Source organism: Carnobacterium alterfunditum DSM 5972 (assembly GCF_000744115.1).
Lineage (GTDB): Bacteria > Bacillota > Bacilli > Lactobacillales > Carnobacteriaceae > Carnobacterium_B > Carnobacterium_B alterfunditum.
The window spans coordinates 2451393-2470948 of record NZ_JQLG01000004.1 but is presented as its reverse complement, the minus strand read 5'-3'; the positions used below and the strand labels follow the sequence as shown (position 1 = coordinate 2470948).

General features: G+C 40.1%; 11 protein-coding genes, 14 tRNA genes and 3 rRNA genes. All 28 read left to right on the top strand.

Annotation, left to right across the window (positions count from 1 at the left end):
* The first annotated feature begins 59 nt into the window (after positions 1-59).
* The 28 genes from BR50_RS12065 (at position 60) to trmL (ending at position 19444) form a co-directional block, all read left to right on the top strand.
* Positions 60-130, top strand: a tRNA-Cys gene (locus BR50_RS12065).
* Positions 131-164: 34 nt separating this feature from the next.
* Positions 165-248: transfer RNA gene (locus BR50_RS12060), tRNA-Leu, on the top strand.
* A 2481-nt stretch (positions 249-2729) separates the two neighbouring features.
* Positions 2730-4291: ribosomal RNA gene (locus BR50_RS12055) — 16S ribosomal RNA — on the top strand.
* Between the two features lie 225 nt (positions 4292-4516).
* Positions 4517-7437: ribosomal RNA gene (locus BR50_RS12050) — 23S ribosomal RNA — on the top strand.
* An 89-nt stretch (positions 7438-7526) separates the two neighbouring features.
* Positions 7527-7642 (top strand): 5S ribosomal RNA (gene rrf / locus BR50_RS12045).
* The 16S, 23S and 5S rRNA genes sit together here with 12 tRNA genes alongside, the layout of an rRNA operon.
* A 12-nt stretch (positions 7643-7654) precedes the next feature.
* A tRNA-Asn gene (locus BR50_RS12040) sits at positions 7655-7727 on the top strand.
* 54 nt (positions 7728-7781) lie between these two features.
* Positions 7782-7870 (top strand) — tRNA-Ser (locus tag BR50_RS12035).
* Between the two features lie 11 nt (positions 7871-7881).
* Positions 7882-7953: transfer RNA gene (locus BR50_RS12030), tRNA-Glu, on the top strand.
* A 47-nt stretch (positions 7954-8000) separates the two neighbouring features.
* Positions 8001-8073, top strand: a tRNA-Val gene (locus BR50_RS12025).
* Positions 8074-8085: 12 nt separating this feature from the next.
* Positions 8086-8158: transfer RNA gene (locus tag BR50_RS12020), tRNA-Asp, on the top strand.
* A 37-nt stretch (positions 8159-8195) separates the two neighbouring features.
* Positions 8196-8271, top strand: a tRNA-Phe gene (locus BR50_RS12015).
* Between the two features lie 5 nt (positions 8272-8276).
* A tRNA-Tyr gene (locus tag BR50_RS12010) sits at positions 8277-8357 on the top strand.
* A 32-nt stretch (positions 8358-8389) separates the two neighbouring features.
* Positions 8390-8463 (top strand) — tRNA-Trp (locus BR50_RS12005).
* A gap of 36 nt (positions 8464-8499) precedes the next feature.
* A tRNA-His gene (locus BR50_RS12000) sits at positions 8500-8572 on the top strand.
* 11 nt (positions 8573-8583) lie between these two features.
* A tRNA-Gln gene (locus BR50_RS11995) sits at positions 8584-8655 on the top strand.
* Positions 8656-8687: 32 nt separating this feature from the next.
* A tRNA-Cys gene (locus BR50_RS11990) sits at positions 8688-8758 on the top strand.
* 34 nt (positions 8759-8792) lie between these two features.
* A tRNA-Leu gene (locus BR50_RS11985) sits at positions 8793-8876 on the top strand.
* Positions 8877-9015: 139 nt separating this feature from the next.
* Positions 9016-10656 carry a phosphoenolpyruvate carboxykinase (ATP) gene (locus BR50_RS11980; protein WP_034548836.1) on the top strand — a complete coding sequence of 547 codons (1641 nt, stop codon included), beginning with the start codon at positions 9016-9018 and terminating at the stop codon, positions 10654-10656.
* A gap of 72 nt (positions 10657-10728) precedes the next feature.
* Positions 10729-12147, top strand: a complete 1419-nt coding sequence (locus BR50_RS11975; protein ID WP_034548835.1) for an oxaloacetate decarboxylase subunit alpha — start codon at positions 10729-10731, stop codon at positions 12145-12147.
* Positions 12148-12156: 9 nt separating this feature from the next.
* Positions 12157-12447 (top strand): hypothetical protein, encoded by a 291-nt coding sequence (locus BR50_RS11970; RefSeq protein ID WP_034548833.1) that lies wholly within the window; start codon positions 12157-12159, stop codon positions 12445-12447.
* 12 nt (positions 12448-12459) lie between these two features.
* Positions 12460-12831, top strand: a complete 372-nt coding sequence (locus tag BR50_RS13055; RefSeq protein WP_034548832.1) for a biotin/lipoyl-containing protein — start codon at positions 12460-12462, stop codon at positions 12829-12831.
* Positions 12832-12932: 101 nt separating this feature from the next.
* Positions 12933-14003: a sodium ion-translocating decarboxylase subunit beta gene (locus tag BR50_RS11960; RefSeq protein ID WP_425429676.1), complete on the top strand. Its 1071-nt coding sequence runs from the start codon at positions 12933-12935 to the stop codon at positions 14001-14003.
* Between the two features lie 26 nt (positions 14004-14029).
* Entirely contained in the window at positions 14030-14167 is a 138-nt protein-coding gene (locus tag BR50_RS12880; RefSeq protein WP_170206183.1) for an OadG-related small transporter subunit, read from the top strand.
* A 103-nt stretch (positions 14168-14270) separates the two neighbouring features.
* Complete coding sequence (locus BR50_RS11955; RefSeq protein WP_034548830.1) at positions 14271-15530, top strand: aspartate aminotransferase type Ic; 1260 nt, start codon at positions 14271-14273, stop codon at positions 15528-15530.
* A gap of 150 nt (positions 15531-15680) precedes the next feature.
* On the top strand, positions 15681-16190 hold the full coding sequence (locus BR50_RS11950; protein ID WP_034548829.1) for a YtxH domain-containing protein: 510 nt from the start codon (positions 15681-15683) through the stop codon (positions 16188-16190).
* A 350-nt stretch (positions 16191-16540) separates the two neighbouring features.
* Positions 16541-17389 carry a methyltransferase domain-containing protein gene (locus BR50_RS11945; RefSeq protein ID WP_034548827.1) on the top strand — a complete coding sequence of 283 codons (849 nt, stop codon included), beginning with the start codon at positions 16541-16543 and terminating at the stop codon, positions 17387-17389.
* A 337-nt stretch (positions 17390-17726) separates the two neighbouring features.
* Positions 17727-18896: a tRNA epoxyqueuosine(34) reductase QueG gene (gene queG, locus BR50_RS11940; RefSeq protein ID WP_034548825.1), complete on the top strand. Its 1170-nt coding sequence runs from the start codon at positions 17727-17729 to the stop codon at positions 18894-18896.
* A 38-nt stretch (positions 18897-18934) separates the two neighbouring features.
* On the top strand, positions 18935-19444 hold the full coding sequence (trmL, locus tag BR50_RS11935) for a tRNA (uridine(34)/cytosine(34)/5-carboxymethylaminomethyluridine(34)-2'-O)-methyltransferase TrmL (protein WP_034548823.1): 510 nt from the start codon (positions 18935-18937) through the stop codon (positions 19442-19444).
* The last annotated feature ends 112 nt before the right edge of the window (positions 19445-19556 follow it).

The window sequence follows — 19556 nt, the reverse complement described above, 5'->3', positions numbered from 1 at the left end:
GCGTTGGTTCGAATCCAGCTAGCCCAGTTTAATTGAATACTCATTCAACTAAAAAAGATGGCGGTATAGCCAAGTGGTAAGGCAGAGGTCTGCAAAACCTTCATCACCGGTTCAAATCCGGTTACCGCCTTATTTTTGAAAAGATGAAAAAAAGAAGTCCATATGCCGGCGTGGCGGAACTGGTAGACGCGCTGGACTCAAAATCCTGTGCCCGCAAGGGCGTGCCGGTTCGATTCCGGCCGCCGGTATACTAAATACACCTAACGTTTTTAAAGCGTTAGGTGTATTTTTTTGTTGAATTTTATGGTTTTACTTCAAATAACAGTGGTGAAGAATAATAGTCTTATCTTTTCAATTTTTTAGACAGGTTTCATGGCGTGCGTTAAGCAGCCATGGAACCTGTTTCTTTTTTCTCGGCTGTAATTCAAATGGTGTGGATGCTTCAAGATGAAATTTCTTCTGGAATGTACGGTTTGTACTTCTCATTGAATCCTTTACATGGCTAAAAGTAACCCAATTCCTCCAGCAATTTTGGGTGAGTCTTTTGATTAATTTATTTATCCATACCAAAAATTATAGAAACAGAGTTGTAAGCCCTTTATAGAAAATATTAAATGAAAGATATCTTTGTCAACTCGCATTTGCAGTTTTTATGGAATAAATCCCCGAATGAATCGATCTATCTGCTGCTAGAAAGCCCTAGGATGATTCGAATTTTACACCGGATTTATATGGAAGGGAGACATTTTAATAAGTTAATTGCTCTTTCATAGAAGATAAGTATTGTAAGGATAAAGTTAAACAGAATGGAACCTTCAAAATGTCGCCTAGACTATGTAATAGTAACTCAATAAAAAAATAGCACACTTGGTTCCTTACTTTTGCGTTATTGGATCGACGGGATCTTATTCAGAAAAAGATGCAATGGGTAGACTGATGCGGCTTGGAAAGAAACGGTAATCAATTTCAAGCTGAATAAATTCAATTTGATTGGAATTTAGGAAACGGTATTTCATGAGGCAAAAATAGAAGTGTGGAAGATCAAAAAGTTGTTAAGGCTTTTTATGGACTTGAAAAATCAAAAAATCTTACAAAGAAAGGTAAACAATAGATAAAGAAAAGTTAGCATGACAATTAGAACGGCCAAACTTAAAGACTGATTAGTTGAGAAAATACCATGCTTTTTCATAAGAACCCGAATACTGATAAAAATACAGGTAACGTTAGCTTTTGAATTCGGATAAAAAAGATACAAAATAAATAGTGACTTATAGGTTATTGGTACCTCCAAAGCTTCATTATCACATAAAAGATTACTGTGGTGAAGCTTCGATAGATTGGTTACAGATCAATCAAGCCAGGTCTCTTCTGGAGTAAAGAATTAGCTTGTGAGCTATACTAAGGGTTAGAAAACTGTAAATTCTAGCGGATTGCGTTTCTTAAACAAGGTGAAAGGAAATTGAGTGTCGATGATATGTCTTTACTGTTGAAGTCTCCACACGCGTATAAATAATTCTTAGTCTTTTGGGATTTTTGGTCCATTTTGACCATGAAAATAGTTAGCTAACTATTGCATTATGTCATCCTAAAGATACAAAAAATGTGTTTTCTGCTGTGTTTATAATTCAGTTCTTCTGACTAATAGGTAACTGTGATAACGAGTTCCTTGATCTACTATGATAGCCGAAATAATAGGTAGATAAATCATAAAAGACATAAAAGACAATGAACAAACTAATATAAATTAGATAAACACTAGAATACAAATAGAGTTACGATAAAGATGAATAAATCTAATGTTTACTAAATATTGTTTGGTTATCATTCAAATTTTTGGTATGTATTTTGAAAATAGTGGGTAGATCTTTAATATAGTGATCATAAATCTGCGTGAAATATTCAGCAGGCTGATCAAGTTGAAAAACAGACAGTATCTTCAACCAACTACTAATGTTTAATGAGGTTTTTTTATGGAATAAAGAATGCGAACAGCTAATAATCAAAAGAGGCCACAAGTGGAATTAAACAATCAAATATTGTCAATAATTGATCTTATCCAATAGTGTAAGTGTTCCTTTTGTTAGAAAGAGTACTCATGGAACGTTAAATAGCTTAGATTTACCGGTTTGTAATTATATTTGTCAAGAGAGTAAAAATGATAGGAGTTAACGGACAGGTTATGTAACTTCTCCGTTTAAAGAAAAAGCCTATTACTATTTAAACCGCTACCGAGATCATAAGGAGACTGTTCATAGAAAGTGACAAACATGCTTACCCTACAAAAAATAAGTGGGTAAGAACTTGTTAATCTACAAATAAAATAAGCGTCTATTTTTATAGAAATGAGTAAGGAGAAATAGGAGGTGGAAATGTATTGAAGCTGGTGCTTAGATCACATCGATTTTTTTAACTAATTCGATTGTAAAATAGTTGACAATTTTGTGTAAAGCATGTAAAGTAATGGGAGTTGCTAGAACAAGCAATTTACACAAAAAATGAATAAAAATTCTATAAAAAATAATTTTCATAAAAAAGTTATTGACAATTTAAAGATAACTTGTTATTATATAGAAGTTGTAACGAACCGTTACAGCGCACTTAGACCTTTGAAAACTAAACAAAGTAAGATGAAATAAATGTGAGGGTGACTTAGCAGTGCTAAGTCAACAGTAACAAAATTAGTGAATAATTATTCGCTAGCAATTCAATAATGAGCTTCAAGCATCATTTTATATGAGAGTTTGATCCTGGCTCAGGACGAACGCTGGCGGCATGCCTAATACATGCAAGTCGAACGCTTTGACTTCACCGGGTGCTTGCACCCACCGAAGTCAAGGAGTGGCGGACGGGTGAGTAACACGTGGGTAACCTGCCCATAAGAGGGGGATAACATTCGGAAACGGATGCTAATACCGCATATTTCTAAACGTCACATGACGAATAGAAGAAAGGTGGCTTCGGCTACCGCTTATGGATGGACCCGCGGCGTATTAGCTAGTTGGTGAGGTAATGGCTCACCAAGGCGATGATACGTAGCCGACCTGAGAGGGTGATCGGCCACACTGGGACTGAGACACGGCCCAGACTCCTACGGGAGGCAGCAGTAGGGAATCTTCCGCAATGGACGAAAGTCTGACGGAGCAATGCCGCGTGAGTGAAGAAGGTTTTCGGATCGTAAAACTCTGTTGTTAGAGAAGAACAAGGATGAGAGTAACTGCTCATCCCCTGACGGTATCTAACCAGAAAGCCACGGCTAACTACGTGCCAGCAGCCGCGGTAATACGTAGGTGGCAAGCGTTGTCCGGATTTATTGGGCGTAAAGCGAGCGCAGGCGGTTCTTTAAGTCTGATGTGAAAGCCCCCGGCTCAACCGGGGAAGGTCATTGGAAACTGGGGAACTTGAGTGCAGAAGAGGAGAGTGGAATTCCACGTGTAGCGGTGAAATGCGTAGATATGTGGAGGAACACCAGTGGCGAAGGCGACTCTCTGGTCTGTAACTGACGCTGAGGCTCGAAAGCGTGGGGAGCAAACAGGATTAGATACCCTGGTAGTCCACGCCGTAAACGATGAGTGCTAAGTGTTGGAGGGTTTCCGCCCTTCAGTGCTGCAGCTAACGCATTAAGCACTCCGCCTGGGGAGTACGACCGCAAGGTTGAAACTCAAAGGAATTGACGGGGACCCGCACAAGCGGTGGAGCATGTGGTTTAATTCGAAGCAACGCGAAGAACCTTACCAGGTCTTGACATCCTTTGACAACCCTAGAGATAGGGCTTTCCCTTCGGGGACAAAGTGACAGGTGGTGCATGGTTGTCGTCAGCTCGTGTCGTGAGATGTTGGGTTAAGTCCCGCAACGAGCGCAACCCCTATTATTAGTTGCCAGCATTCAGTTGGGCACTCTAGTGAGACTGCCGGTGATAAACCGGAGGAAGGTGGGGATGACGTCAAATCATCATGCCCCTTATGACCTGGGCTACACACGTGCTACAATGGATGGTACAACGAGTCGCAAAGTCGCGAGGCTAAGCTAATCTCTTAAAGCCATTCTCAGTTCGGATTGTAGGCTGCAACTCGCCTGCATGAAGCCGGAATCGCTAGTAATCGCGGATCAGCACGCCGCGGTGAATACGTTCCCGGGTCTTGTACACACCGCCCGTCACACCACGAGAGTTTGTAACACCCGAAGTCGGTGAGGTAACCCTTTTGGGAGCCAGCCGCCTAAGGTGGGACAGATAATTGGGGTGAAGTCGTAACAAGGTAGCCGTATCGGAAGGTGCGGCTGGATCACCTCCTTTCTAAGGAATATAACGGAAACCCACACATTCACCTTATCTTTGTTTAGTTTTGAGAGGTCTAATCTTCTCAATCTTTTTAATCGAAACACCTTGTTCTTTGAAAACTGGATAAAGTTAAAAATCGTAATTTAAGTAAGAAACCAGAAACACACCGAAATTTTTAAATAATAAGTTTTTTAAGGTTCTCATCGAAAGATGAGTATTAAACATTAACGATTAACCATAGGTTAAGTTAATAAGGGCGCACGGTGAATGCCTTGGCACTAGGAGCCGATGAAGGACGGGACTAACGCCGATATGCTTTGGGGAGCTGTAAGTGAGCTTTGATCCAAAGATTTCCGAATGGGGGAACCCAGCATCTTTGATAGGATGTTACTGCTGACTGAATACATAGGTCAGTAGAGGTAGACGCAGAGAACTGAAACATCTAAGTACCTGCAGGAAGAGAAAGAAAAATCGATTCCCTGAGTAGCGGCGAGCGAAACGGGAATAGCCCAAACCAGAAAGCTTGCTTTCTGGGGTTGTAGGACTGAACATATAGAGTCATAAATGAAGTTGGTAGGAGAAGCGACCTGGAAAGGTCTGCCGAAGAAGGTAAAAGCCCTGTAACCGAAACCAATTTCACTCTGATCAGTATCCTGAGTACGGCGGAACACGAGAAATTCCGTCGGAATCCGGGAGGACCATCTCCCAAGGCTAAATACTCCCTAGTGACCGATAGTGAACCAGTACCGTGAGGGAAAGGTGAAAAGAACCTCGGAAGAGGAGTGAAATAGCCCCTGAAACCGTGTGCCTACAAATAGTTAAAGCCCGTTAATGGGTGATAGCGTGCCTTTTGTAGAATGAACCGGCGAGTTACGATCACATGCGAGGTTAAGTTGATGAGACGGAGCCGTAGCGAAAGCGAGTCTGAATAGGGCGAATGAGTATGTGGTCGTAGACCCGAAACCAAGTGATCTACCCATGTCCAGGTTGAAGGTGCGGTAATACGCACTGGAGGACCGAACCCACGTATGTTGAAAAATGCGGGGATGAGGTGTGGGTAGCGGAGAAATTCCAATCGAACTTGGAGATAGCTGGTTCTCTCCGAAATAGCTTTAGGGCTAGCCTCGGAATTAGAATCATGGAGGTAGAGCAACTGTTTGGACTAGGGGCCCTTCTAGGGTTACCGAATTCAGATAAACTCCGAATGCCATTGATTTATATCCGGGAGTCAGACTGCGAGTGATAAGATCCGTAGTCGAAAGGGAAACAGCCCAGACCACCAGCTAAGGTCCCAAAGTTTATGTTAAGTGGAAAAGGATGTGGAGTTGCTTAGACAACTAGGATGTTGGCTCAGAAGCAGCCATCATTTAAAGAGTGCGTAATAGCTCACTAGTCGAGTGACCCTGCGCCGAAAATTTACCGGGGCTAAACATAACACCGAAGCTGTGGATAGAACCATTGGTTCTATGGTAGGAGAGCGTTCTAAGGGCGTTGAAGCTAGATCGTGAGGACTAGTGGAGCGCTTAGAAGTGAGAATGCCGGTATGAGTAGCGAAAGACGGGTGAGAATCCCGTCCACCGAATGACTAAGGTTTCCTGGGGAAGGCTCGTCCTCCCAGGGTTAGTCGGGACCTAAGTCGAGGCCGAATGGCGTAGACGATGGACAACAGGTTGAGATTCCTGTACCAGTTTGTTTTGTTTGAACAATGGAGGGACACAGTAGGCTAAGGAATACGTGCTGTTGGATATGCACGTCCAAGCAACAAGTTTTGAAGTGAGTCAAATGCTTGCTTCTTTAAGAACAAGTTGTGATGGGGAGGGAAATTAAGTACCGAAGTTCCTGATGTCACACTGTCAAGAAAAGCTTCTAGTTAGAAACAAACTGCCCGTACCGCAAACCGACACAGGTAGTCGAGGAGAGAATCCTAAGGTGTGCGAGAGAACTCTCGTTAAGGAACTCGGCAAAATGACCCCGTAACTTCGGGAGAAGGGGTGCTGACCAATTGGTCAGCCGCAGTGAATAGGCCCAGGCGACTGTTTATCAAAAACACAGGTCTCTGCAAAATCGTAAGATGACGTATAGGGGCTGACGCCTGCCCGGTGCTGGAAGGTTAAGAGGATGGGTTAGCTTTAGGGCGAAGCTCAGAATTGAAGCCCCAGTAAACGGCGGCCGTAACTATAACGGTCCTAAGGTAGCGAAATTCCTTGTCGGGTAAGTTCCGACCCGCACGAAAGGCGTAACGATCTGGGCACTGTCTCAACGAGAGACTCGGTGAAATTATAGTACCTGTGAAGATGCAGGTTACCCGCGACAGGACGGAAAGACCCCATGGAGCTTTACTGCAGTTTGATATTGAGTGTTTGTACAGCTTGTACAGGATAGGTAGGAGCCAATGAAGCCAGGACGCCAGTCTTGGTGGAGGCGTTGGTGGGATACTACCCTTGCTGTATGACCACTCTAACCCACAGCCCTTATCGGGCTGGGAGACAGTGTCTGACGGGCAGTTTGACTGGGGCGGTCGCCTCCTAAAGTGTAACGGAGGCGCCCAAAGGTTCCCTCAGAATGGTTGGAAATCATTCGCAGAGTGTAAAGGCATAAGGGAGCTTGACTGCGAGACCTACAAGTCGAGCAGGGACGAAAGTCGGGCTTAGTGATCCGGTGGTTCCGTATGGAAGGGCCATCGCTCAACGGATAAAAGCTACCCTGGGGATAACAGGCTTATCTCCCCCAAGAGTCCACATCGACGGGGAGGTTTGGCACCTCGATGTCGGCTCATCGCATCCTGGGGCTGTAGTCGGTCCCAAGGGTTGGGCTGTTCGCCCATTAAAGCGGTACGCGAGCTGGGTTCAGAACGTCGTGAGACAGTTCGGTCCCTATCCGTCGCGGGCGTAGGAAATTTGAGAGGAGCTGTCCTTAGTACGAGAGGACCGGGATGGACACACCTCTGGTGTACCAGTTGTTCTGCCAAGGGCATTGCTGGGTAGCTATGTGTGGACGGGATAAACGCTGAAAGCATCTAAGCGTGAAGCCCCCCTCAAGATGAGATTTCCCATCACGTAAGTGAGTAAGACCCCTGAGAGATGATCAGGTTGATAGGTTGGAAGTGGAAGTATAGCGATATATGGAGCGGACCAATACTAATCGGTCGAGGACTTAACCAAAGATTTAAACGGTGATAGACGGTCAATGAACGAAAACGATTTTTAACTTATCCAGTTTTGAGAGAATAATGTTCTCTTGATTGAAATTGTGTGGTGATGATGGCAAGAAGGTCACACCTGTTCCCATGCCGAACACAGAAGTTAAGCTTCTTAGCGCCGATGGTAGTGAAGGGTTTCCCTTTGTGAGAGTAGGACGTTGCCACGCAAATTTAATTATTCCGCAATAGCTCAGCTGGTAGAGCGCATGACTGTTAATCATGATGTCGTAGGTTCGAGCCCTACTTGTGGAGTACCATAGTCGATCTATGTAACTATAAACGAGATTCGTTTGGTGAACCCCATCTGGAGAGTTGTCCGAGTGGCCGAAGGAGCATGATTGGAAATCATGTAGGCGGTGAACGCTGTCTCAAGGGTTCGAATCCCTTACTCTCCGTTTAAAACACTGACCCGTTGGTCAAGCGGTTAAGACACCGCCCTTTCACGGCGGTATCACGGGTTCGATTCCCGTACGGGTCATCAGTAACGACGTTACTGAGATTAGGAAAAGAAGTACGCTTTTATCTGGAGGTTTAGCTCAGTTGGGAGAGCATCTGCCTTACAAGCAGAGGGTCGGCGGTTCGAGCCCGTCAACCTCCATTAGTTTAACAAGGTCTCGTGGTGTAGGGGTTAACATGTCTGCCTGTCACGCAGAAGATCGCGGGTTCGATTCCCGTCGAGACCGTTGGTATACTAAATAAACTAAAAACCATTTCTATAATGGCCTGGTAGCTCAGTTGGTAGAGCACTTGATTGAAGCTCAAGGTGTCGGCAGTTCGATTCTGTCCCAGGCCACCATTTATGGAGGGGTAGCGAAGTGGCTAAACGCGGCGGACTGTAAATCCGCTCCTTCGGGTTCGACAGTTCGAATCTGTCCCCCTCCATTGTTTTTTGTAAGAAAGACCTATTTTAAGATAGGGGTATAGTTTAAAGGTAGAACTATGGTCTCCAACACCATCAGTGTGGGTTCAATTCCTACTACCCCTGCCATTTTTAAAGAAAGACAGGAAACAAATAATTACCATGGCGATTGTGGTGAAGTGGTTAACACACCGGATTGTGGTTCCGGCATGCGTGGGTTCGAACCCCATCAGTCGCCTTTTTTATTTATGGGCTATAGCCAAGCGGTAAGGCAAGGGACTTTGACTCCCTCATGCGTTGGTTCGAATCCAGCTAGCCCAGTTTAATTGAATACTCATTCAACTAAAAAAGATGGCGGTATAGCCAAGTGGTAAGGCAGAGGTCTGCAAAACCTTCATCACCGGTTCAAATCCGGTTACCGCCTTATTTTTGAAAAGATGAAAAAAAGAAGTCCATATGCCGGCGTGGCGGAACTGGTAGACGCGCTGGACTCAAAATCCTGTGCCCGCAAGGGCGTGCCGGTTCGATTCCGGCCGCCGGTATACTAAAAGTCCTAAGAACGATTTCGTTTTTAGGGCTTTTTTTTATTTAATCTGGTATGATAAAAGTGTCAATGTTTTAAAAAAGATTATAAATGAAAGCGTTTTTTTATATGTTTTTTTAGAAATAGGAGGAGATATAATGTCAACCAAATCAACTTTTTCCAAATCAGAGATTAGAAAAAGTAACCCATTATTTTCATCTTTACGCTCAGTAGTTGAAACAGCAATGTACGGAAATAATATTAAAGAATTAAAAACGATCGAAGAAGCTTACTTATTAGCTAAGGATTCAATGCATACTGTTGTAACAGACTTATTGGTCAAGCATCCGGAAAAACTAGGCTTACCTTATGGGGCAAGTGTATTAGTTGAAAATGGTGGAGCTGTAGTTGGGAGAACAGCTGCAGCAAAACGTATTTTGGGAGAAAACCCTGAAGAAGATGCTAAACTAGCTCCAATTATTCGTGAAGCTATTTATCAAGGTGAAAAAAAAATGCGGTATAAGGGATCGGCTTATGTCGGATTAGATCCTGCATTCATGGTAAAGGCTCATTTGACCGTACCAGTTGGTCAAGAAAACAATATGTATTCTTGGTTATTGAATTTTCAAATCTGTAATGAAGTATACAATGAATTATATGTTCGATCTAGAGCCATAAACGAAGGTGATATTCTTATCTATCAAGATCCTGAATGGCATCATCCAGATTATCCTATGGGATTAGCTTATTTTGATTCGAAGCATAATGCAGCTGTAATCTTAGGAATGAACTATTTTGGAGAATTAAAGAAAGCAACATTAACGATGGCTTGGGGGATCGCTCATAGATTGGAATATGTTGCTTGTCATGGTGGACAAAAGAAATTCACATTATCTAATGGAAAAAATTATGTGTCAGCCTTTTTTGGATTATCAGGTTCAGGAAAATCGACTTTGACTCATGCTAAACACGGAAATAAATATGCGGTTGAAGTTTTACATGATGATGCCTTTATTATTTCACTAGCGGATGGTTCTTCCATTGCATTGGAACCGTCTTATTTTGATAAAACACAAGACTATCCTTCAGATCATCCTGAAATCGATTATTTTGTAACGGTACAAAACGTTGCCGTTACATTAGATGAGAATGGAGATAAAGTTCTTTTGACTGAAGATTTACGAAATGGAAATGGACGAACAGTCAAATCACGTTATGCTACTTCAAATCGTGTAGACAAATTTAATGAACCGATCGACGCAATCTATTGGATCATGAAAGATGATAGTTTGCCTCCTGTGGTCAAGGTGACTGATCCTATTCTTGCTGCAACATTTGGAGCTACCTTGGCTACAAAACGCTCAACGGCTGAACGATTAAAAAAAGGGATCGATGTAAATAAATTGGTGATCGAGCCTTATGCAAATCCATTCCGCATTTATCCGCTCAAAGAGGATTTTGATCATTTTAAAACTTTATTTACTGATCGAAATATCGACTGCTACATTTTAAATACAGGTTATTTTTTAGATGAAAAAGTTACTCCTGCGGTTACATTAAGCAGTATTGAATCGATCGTTGAGGGTACAGCTGATTTTAAACCATTCGGGACGTTCAATGAGCTAAGTTATCTTGCGTTAGAAGACTATGAACCAAATTTTGCTGATCAGGGGTATCGTCAATTGGTCCAAGAACGGTTGCAAATGCGGATAGCTTATATTCAAGAAGAGCAAGAAAAAAATAAAATGAATGTTTTACCTGATGAAGCCTTGGAAGCGATGCAAAAACTTATTGACTAAAGATGCTACTAAATAAGAGCAAAGTTGGCTTTATAAATAACTCTTTTATTCACTAAGGAGGGGCATAAGAAAATGAAAGAACATCAAGTTGAAATAACGGAAACCGTTCTTAGAGATGCTCATCAAAGCTTGATGGCGACAAGAATGTCAACACAAGAGATGCTGCCTATTATCGAGAAAATGGATCAAGTCGGATATTATTCACTAGAATGTTGGGGAGGAGCAACATTTGACGCAGCGATCCGCTTTTTAAATGAAGATCCTTGGGAAAGGCTAAGAGCCATAAAAGAGCGTGCTCCGCATACAAAATTGCAAATGCTGTTGAGAGGGCAAAATTTGCTTGGCTATCGCCATTATGCAGATGATATCGTAGAAAAATTTGTTCAAAAAGCGAGTGAAAATGGAATAGATATCTTTAGGATCTTTGATGCGTTGAATGATCCTAGAAATTTAATTGCTTCTTTAAGAGCAGTCAAAAAATATAATAAGCATGCTCAATTGGTTATTTGTTACACAATAAGTGAAGTCCACACCATCGATTATTACACCAAACTAGCTAAAGAATTAGAAGAAATGGGTGCTGATTCTATTTGCATCAAAGATATGGCCGGCATTCTGACACCTTATGTCGCGAAAGAACTTGTTGGATCGTTAAAGAAAAGTTTAACGATCCCACTTAGTCTTCATACACACGCCACGAGCGGCGTCTCACAAATGACGTATCTATTGGCCGTAGAGGCAGGAGTGGATATGATCGATACAGCCATTTCTCCATTTTCAGAAGGAACGAGTCAACCTCCGACTGAATCGATGGCTATCGCATTAAATGAAGGGACAATTACAACAAAATTGAATCTTAAATTGTTAGAAGAAATTGCTGATTACTTTAAGCCTATTCGGGATAAATATTTGGCAAATCAGCTATTGGATCCGAAGATGATGGGTGTGGATCCAAAAGCTCTTTTGTATCAAGTTCCTGGAGGGATGTTATCAAATTTATATGCACAATTAAAGCAAGCCAATGCTACTGAAAAATATGAGGCTGTTTTGAAAGAGGTTCCACAGGTTCGAAAAGATTTAGGCTTCCCACCGTTGGTGACGCCTATGAGTCAAATGGTCGGAACACAAGCCGTCTTTAACGTATTAACTGGCGAACGCTACAAGATGGTCCCAAATGAGATCAAAGACTATTTACATGGTTCATATGGACGTCCGCCGATGCCTATCAGTGATGATTTCAGAAAGCAGATCATTTATAATGAGCCAGTTATTACAAATCGACCGGCTGACCATATCCATCCAGAATTTGAACGTTTAAAAAAAGAATTAGGAACATTAGCAAAAACGGATGAAGATGTTTTGACATATGCACTATTTCCACAAATTGGAAAAGAATTTCTACTGAAAAAATATGCAATTCAAGAAGTATCGCAAAAAGAAGCGAAATCAGACTGGGAACAAACAATCAGAATAGCAGGCTATATAAAATGAGGTGACTAAATGGAACGTTTTTCTTATCTGGATATAGTGGTGATTGCCGTTGTTGGACTACTGGTTATTTTTTTAGTGCTTATCAGCTGGCAATTGATTCGTCAACTGATTCTATTAGGCTCAAAATCGGCTAAAATGAATAGAAAAACTGATGTGCTTGTTCAGAAGAAACAAGATTCTTCAGCAATGGCTGAAGATGATGAGACAAAAATGGTCGCTGTTTTGACGGCGTTGATTTTAGCTAATGAGGATCAGCAAGATAAAAGCTATCAGATCACAAAAATCGAACGAATTCGGTAAGGACGTGCGCTAATGAAAAATTATGAGATAACCGTAAACGGTAAAAGCTACCAAGTTTCAGTGAAGGAAATAGAAGGCGAGTTCAGCCAAGAGTCTTCTCAAATGAATAAAACCAATGATATCGGAAGTGTGGGTGCGAACCAATCAAACACAACGCCTCAAGAAGGTGTAACGATCGCAGCACCCATGCAAGGAAGAATACTATCTGTAAAGGTAAAAGAAAATCAATCTGTAAAAGCTGGAGAAACGGTGTGTTTACTTGAAGCGATGAAAATGGAAAATGAAATTGTCGCACCTGTTAGCGGCATTGTGCTTAAGATAAAGGTACAAAATAGTCAAGAAGTAGAAGCGGGAGAGCCTTTGATGATCATTGTTCCAAGTTAACATTTCTTTTACGGTAGTGCCGGATGATCCATCGTAAGGGAGGAGATTTTTTGAGTACTTTTTTTACTGGTTTATTATCGATTTCACTTGGACAAATTGTCATGATGGCAATTGGCGGAACGCTGATTTATTTGGGCATTAAAAAAAAATATGAACCAACCTTACTTGTTCCTATGGGCCTTGGGACATTATTAGTGAATTTCCCGCAATCTGGCCTAGTTAGTCAAGTTGTAAATAACCAGGAGCAAGAGGGCATCTTAAATGTTTTATTTGATTTTGGGATTGCCACGGAATTGTTTCCATTGCTGATTTTTATTGGGATCGGTGCGATGATCGATTTTGGTCCATTACTGCAAAACCCAATTCTTTTATTATATGGAGCTTCTGCTCAATTTGGTATCTTTTTCACCATATTGGTTGCAGTCATTTTTGGATTTGATATTTTAGAAGCATCTTCGATCGGCATTATAGGAGCCGCAGATGGACCAACGTCTATTTTTGTAGCCTTACAACTAGCTCCGCATTTATTAGGTCCTATTACCGTAGCCGCGTATTCCTATATGGCTTTGGTCCCAATCATACAACCTATAGCTATCAGGGCTGTAACAACAAGAAAAGAAAGATTGATTCGCATGCCGTATACATCAATAATGATCTCAAAAGAAGTTCGCATTCTTTTTCCGATCATCGTCATTATAGTAGCTGGATTTATAGCACCTGTTTCTTTACCTTTAGTTGGGTTTTTAATGTTTGGTAATTTGTTGAGAGAATGTGGTGTCTTAGATCGGTTAAGTCATACCGCTCAAAATGAGCTGGTCAATATTATCAGTATTTTATTAGGTCTGACTATTTCTGTGAAAATGACTGCTGAATTATTTTTGACCTTAGATTCTCTATTGATTATTGGATTTGGTTTGATTGCGTTTATTATGGATACGGTTGGTGGAGTATTATTTGCAAAATTTATCAATCTTTTTCGTAAAGAAAAAATCAATCCTATGATCGGTGCAGCTGGTATTTCTGCATTTCCAATGTCTGCTCGAGTGATCCAAAAAATGGCTCAAGAAGAAGATAAAGAAAACTTTGTCTTGATGTACGCGGCTGGGGCAAATGTTTCTGGTCAGATTGCTTCAGTGATCGCTGGTGGCTTATTACTTGGCTATTTTGCTTGATCTATGAAGAAGAAAGTGGTGAAAAGATGTTTGATATCGATTATAAAGCTTTTCAGCAAGGTCTGGAACTGATGGGATATGGTATGTTGGGCATTTTCATTGTATTAGGCATTCTTTTCTTAGCTTGTACCGGTCTAGTTAAATGGTTTTCTGAAAAAAATTAGGACAAGCAAACAGCAAAATGAATAATCAATAAGTTTGTTTTGCTTTCTTAATTGTTCTTCGCTATACTTTTTTGAGAAGAGTATAGCGAAAGGAGTTAAAGAAATGACAAAAACAGCAGAAGAATTGAAGGATCGCTATCAGCAGTTAAAAACGAAATACGATGAGTATACCGCTCATCCTTTGAACTTAAATATAAAAAGAGGAATACCGAGTAAAGAACAATTAGATTTGTCTGTACCAATGCTTGGTTTACTTTCTTCACCAGAAGATTTTTTGAGCCAAGGTACGGTGGATATCCGAAATTATGGCGAATTGACCGGTTTTTACGAAGCTAGAAAACTGTTTTCAGAACTTTTAGAAACTGAGATAGACGAAGTCTTGATTGGTGGAAATTCTAGTTTGAGTTTGATGTATCTGGTCATCCTTTCAAAATTATTCACCAGAAAAATGGGCAGCTCTTTTAAGGAACCTATTAAATTTTTATGTCCAAGTCCAGGATATGATCGTCACTTTGCGATGACTGAGAACTTAGGAATCGAAATGATCCCGATCGCATTGACCGAGAATGGTCCCGATATGGATGAAGTGAAAAAATTAGTTGCAAATGATCCAACTATAAAAGGGATCTGGTGTGTGCCGACTTATAGCAATCCAACCGGTATCACTTATTCGGATGAAGTGGTCGATCAATTAGCCAGCATGGAAACAAAAGACGCTGATTTCATGATTCTTTGGGATAATGCCTATCTGGTTCATCATTTGACTAATGATAAGCATGCGGCTAAAAATTTATTGACGGCTTGTAAAGCAGCTGGAAATCCTGATCGAGCTTGGATGTTTTGTTCAACATCAAAAATCACATTTCCAGGAGCAGGTGTCGCTGCTTTAGGAGCAAGCAAAAAAAATATTGCTTTAGTAGCAAAAGAACTTTCATACCAGACAATTGGGTTTGATAAAATTAATCAGATGCAGCATGTAAAATTTTTAAAAGATAAAAAACAGGTAGCTCAACATATGGAAAAACATGCGATTATTCTGAAACCAAAATTTGAGTTGATCAATCAGAAATTAACGGATTATTTTGCTGGTAAAGAGGGGTTAACATGGACAGAGCCTAAAGGCGGATATTTTGTTCATCTGACTACGGAAAAGGGTTGTGCAACGGAAATCGTTGAGGCATTAGCTAAAATAGGTGTTGCCGTAACAGAAGCAGGTGCTACCTATCCCTATGGCAATAACCCAATGGATAACAGCATACGCTTAGCACCAACTCCGGTTTCGCTAGTTGATCTAGATGCAGCAATGGATGCTATCTGCTTATGTATTGAATACGTTAGTGTCCAAAAACGATTATCTTTATAAAACGTAAGGGATAATTTTTGTTAGTGTGGATCAATAAAGTGTAAATTAAGAGCAGAAGCAAAAGCAAAAGCAGCTTTAAACTAGTGTTAGAATAAACCATTACTTACCAATGTTGCTTCTAGCACTTATTACAGAGAAGAAGATGAACAGATGTCAAAAGGAACATTTTTATTTGGAGCAGCAATCGGAGGAGCAGCAGCTTATGCGGCAGCTTTCTTATTTGCACCTAAATCCGGAGAAGAGTACCAAAGAGAGCTGAAAGATAAAGCGGAAATGATGAAAGAATCATCTAGCGATTATCTGTCTATTGCTAAAGAACGTGGCGGAGATTTCAAAGCTATTGCAACAGATGCTGCGATTGAACTGAAAACAGATATACAATTGGTTTCAAAACAATTAGCAGAACAAATTAAAATGGATTCTCAAATCTTGAAATCTGACTTAAAAGATGTTAAAGATGGCGTTCCCGGCAGCAAAGAAAATTTAAAGGCTAACTTAATGGATGCCGCAACTGAGGTGAAATACACAGCTGCAAGTTTAAAAGAACAAGTGAGTCAAACAACTTCAGAAGCGAAAGATATTTCATTAGCAGTTATTGATGAAGCAAAAATGGAAATCGACGAAACAAAGGCTGAAAATAGTTCCGTTACTAACTTTTAAGTGCAAAAATAAAGTGCTCAGGACAAGATTCTCGTTCTGAACACTTTATTTTTTTTGGAGTGAGTCTTCTTTTTTTAAGTCTGATTTCTTAAATCAATTTAGACGGAACGTCTTCACACATAAGACTTGAAAATACTTTCAATGGTTTACAACGCATATGCTATCTAAATTTTAGATTAAACATGTAATGCCATTCTTATTGCAGTCAGAAAAAAATAAATAAAATAATTACAGCTGCCATTTTGATTGAATCTATGAAATAATCGATGAAAAATGGTATATTATTAGACGGGTAAGGAAAAATAGTACACGATATATAATCAAATATTTTGAATGAAAAGAGGGTATATATGAAAAAAATAGCAAAAGCTGCATTATTCGTGCAAGAAAATAGTGAATTGTTTCAATGTCCTATTTGCAAAGATGCATTTGATCAAATCGAGGGAAATAGTTTGAGTTGTAAAAATGGACATCTTTTTGATATTTCAAAAAAGGGTACCCTTTATTTTCTATTAAAAGGAACAAAAAATGAATACGATAAGGAGATGTTGTCTTCAAGATTCAATATTGCAACGGCTGGTCTATTTCATCCTTTACTAGATGAACTTTATAAAAGTATTGCAAAAAAAGAGGATGGTCATACACTAGATGTTGGTTGCGGAGAGGGTTCTCAACTTGATTATTTAGCATCATTAGGTTTAAGTGGTCAAAAAATTGGTTTCGATATTTCAAAGGATGCTATCCAATTAGCAGCTACGCATTTTTCAAATGCCTTTTGGTGTGTGGCTGATTTAGCCCAATCGCCTTTTGCTTCGCAGCAGTATGATACGATTTTAAATATTTTTTCGCCTTCAAATTACAAAGAGTTTGATCGCCTATTAAAAAAAGATGGTCAAGTGATCAAAGTCGTTCCCGAGAAAGACTATTTAATTGAATTGAGGCAATTATTTTATCGTGATCAAGAAGATAAACAAACGTACTCAAATGAGGTAGTGATCGCGAAATTTAAAGAGCATTTTCCAACGTTAGAAATCAAGCACGTTAAATATTCATTTGAACTAACGCCAGCATTGTTTGAAGATCTAATGAAAATGACACCATTAAGTTGGGGTGCTAGTCCTGAGTCTAAAGAATATGCTCTAACGCATCCATTGAATAAAGTAACGATTGATGTTTGTGTGTTAATTGGACAAAAATAAAACTGATTTGTGAACAAAATGTGAACTTTTCGTTATTATGTACCGGTTTCACGGAAAATCATTATCTAATACCCTTGCAACTATGCCACAGCGATGTTATATTACCCATAAGTTCTTAAACGTCATTCGTTTTTATCAGGAATCCATCAGATTTTGATAAAAGTTAGTGAACTGTCATAGGCTTAACTAACGTATCGTTTCGCAGTGCTGGACACCGAAGCGATGCGTTTTTTTTGCGCTCTTTTTTAGCGGTAGAATGGATCATAAAGATCTTTTGTTTTTAATATGAAAATACGATAAAATGAATATGAAAAGTAATTTTATAGGAGTGAAGCTTATGGTTGGAGAAGCAACTTCATTAAAAGAAAAAATCATTGAAGAAAGTAAGCGTATTGGCATCGATAAAATTGGATTTACAACGGCTGATCCATTTGATGAATTAGAAGATAAACTAAGAAAACAGCAAGAATTAGGGCATCATTCTGGATTTGAGCATAAAGTAATTGAGGAACGTATTTATCCCAAACTGATTTTTGAAAATCCGCGCTCTATTATTTCGATCGCGTTAGCTTATCCAACTAAAATCGATGATCCACCACCTAGGGTGAAAGGGGAACGTCGCGGTGAATTTGCACGAGCATCTTGGGGAATCGATTATCATGATATTTTACGAGATAAAATGAATCGATTGATCGAGTACATCCGTCATGAAGCTGGAGAGACGATAACTTATAAGCCGATGGTGGACACTGGAGAACTAATTGATGTAGCAGTAGCACAGCGAGCAGGAATAGGGTTTATCGGCAGAAACGGCTTGCTCATCACTGAAGAATTTGGATCTTATGTATATTTAGGCGAAATCATTACAAATCTTGATTTCCCAGCGGATAGGATCGTTCCTTTTGGTTGCGGTGACTGTACTCGCTGCGTGGATGCTTGCCCTACTGGAGCTTTGCTTGGAGATGGGCAGATCAATGCCATACAATGCTTATCTTACCAGACCCAGACCAAAGGGATGATGGAAGAAAAATTCAGACGGAAAATGGGTCACGTTATTTATGGATGCGACATTTGTCAGGTCGTTTGTCCTTATAACAAGGGGAAAAATGCTCATTTTCATCCGGAGATGGAGCCTGAACCTGAAAGTATCATGCCCAAACTAAAACCATTGCTGACGATCAGTAATCGTGATTTCAAAGAACAGTTTGGTCATATGTCTGGTTCTTGGCGTGGGAAGAAACCGTTGCAACGTAATGCTATTATTGCTTTAGGCAACTACCGTGATAAATCGGCTTTACCAGATTTGATGCGCTGTATCGAAGAAGATGTCAGGCCCATTATCAGGGGAACTGCGGCATGGTCTATAGCAAAAATCGTTTCAGCTAGAGATAAGATGATAATCGATTTTTTAAAAGAGGCTTTAGCGAAAGAAACAGACAAAGAAGCCTATCATGAGATCGATCAAGCAATTGAAGTGATCCAACATAAAAGAGAGAAAAAAAGCTGATTCATTAATTGAATTATTTTAGGAGGATCTTAATTAACATGACAAATCATATTGCTCTATTTGAACCACAAATCCCAGCAAATACAGGGAATATAGCTCGTACGTGTGCAGCAACTAATACTCACTTGCATTTAATTGAACCATTAGGATTTCAAACAGATGACAAGCATTTAAAACGAGCTGGTCTAGATTATTGGAATCAAGTTCATATTACGTATCATAAAAATCTAGCAGCCTTCATGGAAGTTGCACAAAATGGACAACTACATTTGATCACTAAATTTGGTCATCGGAATTATAGCGATATTGATTATGCTGCAAGTAAAGAGGACCATTATTTCCTTTTTGGGAAAGAAACGACTGGTTTGCCGGAAGAATTTATGCGTGAACATGAAGAGGATTGCTTACGTATCCCGATGAATGACGAACATGTTCGCTCGTTGAATTTATCAAATACAGCAGCTATTTTAATTTATGAAGCTCTTCGTCAGCAAGATTTTAAAGGACTGGAATTAATGCACCACTACGAAAACGATAAACTTGATTAAGTATAAAGGGTTCTACTTCGGATAGTGTGGATACTTTGAAATGAAATTTCTTTTGAAATGGACGGGTTTGTTTGAAGCGTTAACGTTTTAACAATCTCATTGAATCCTTTAC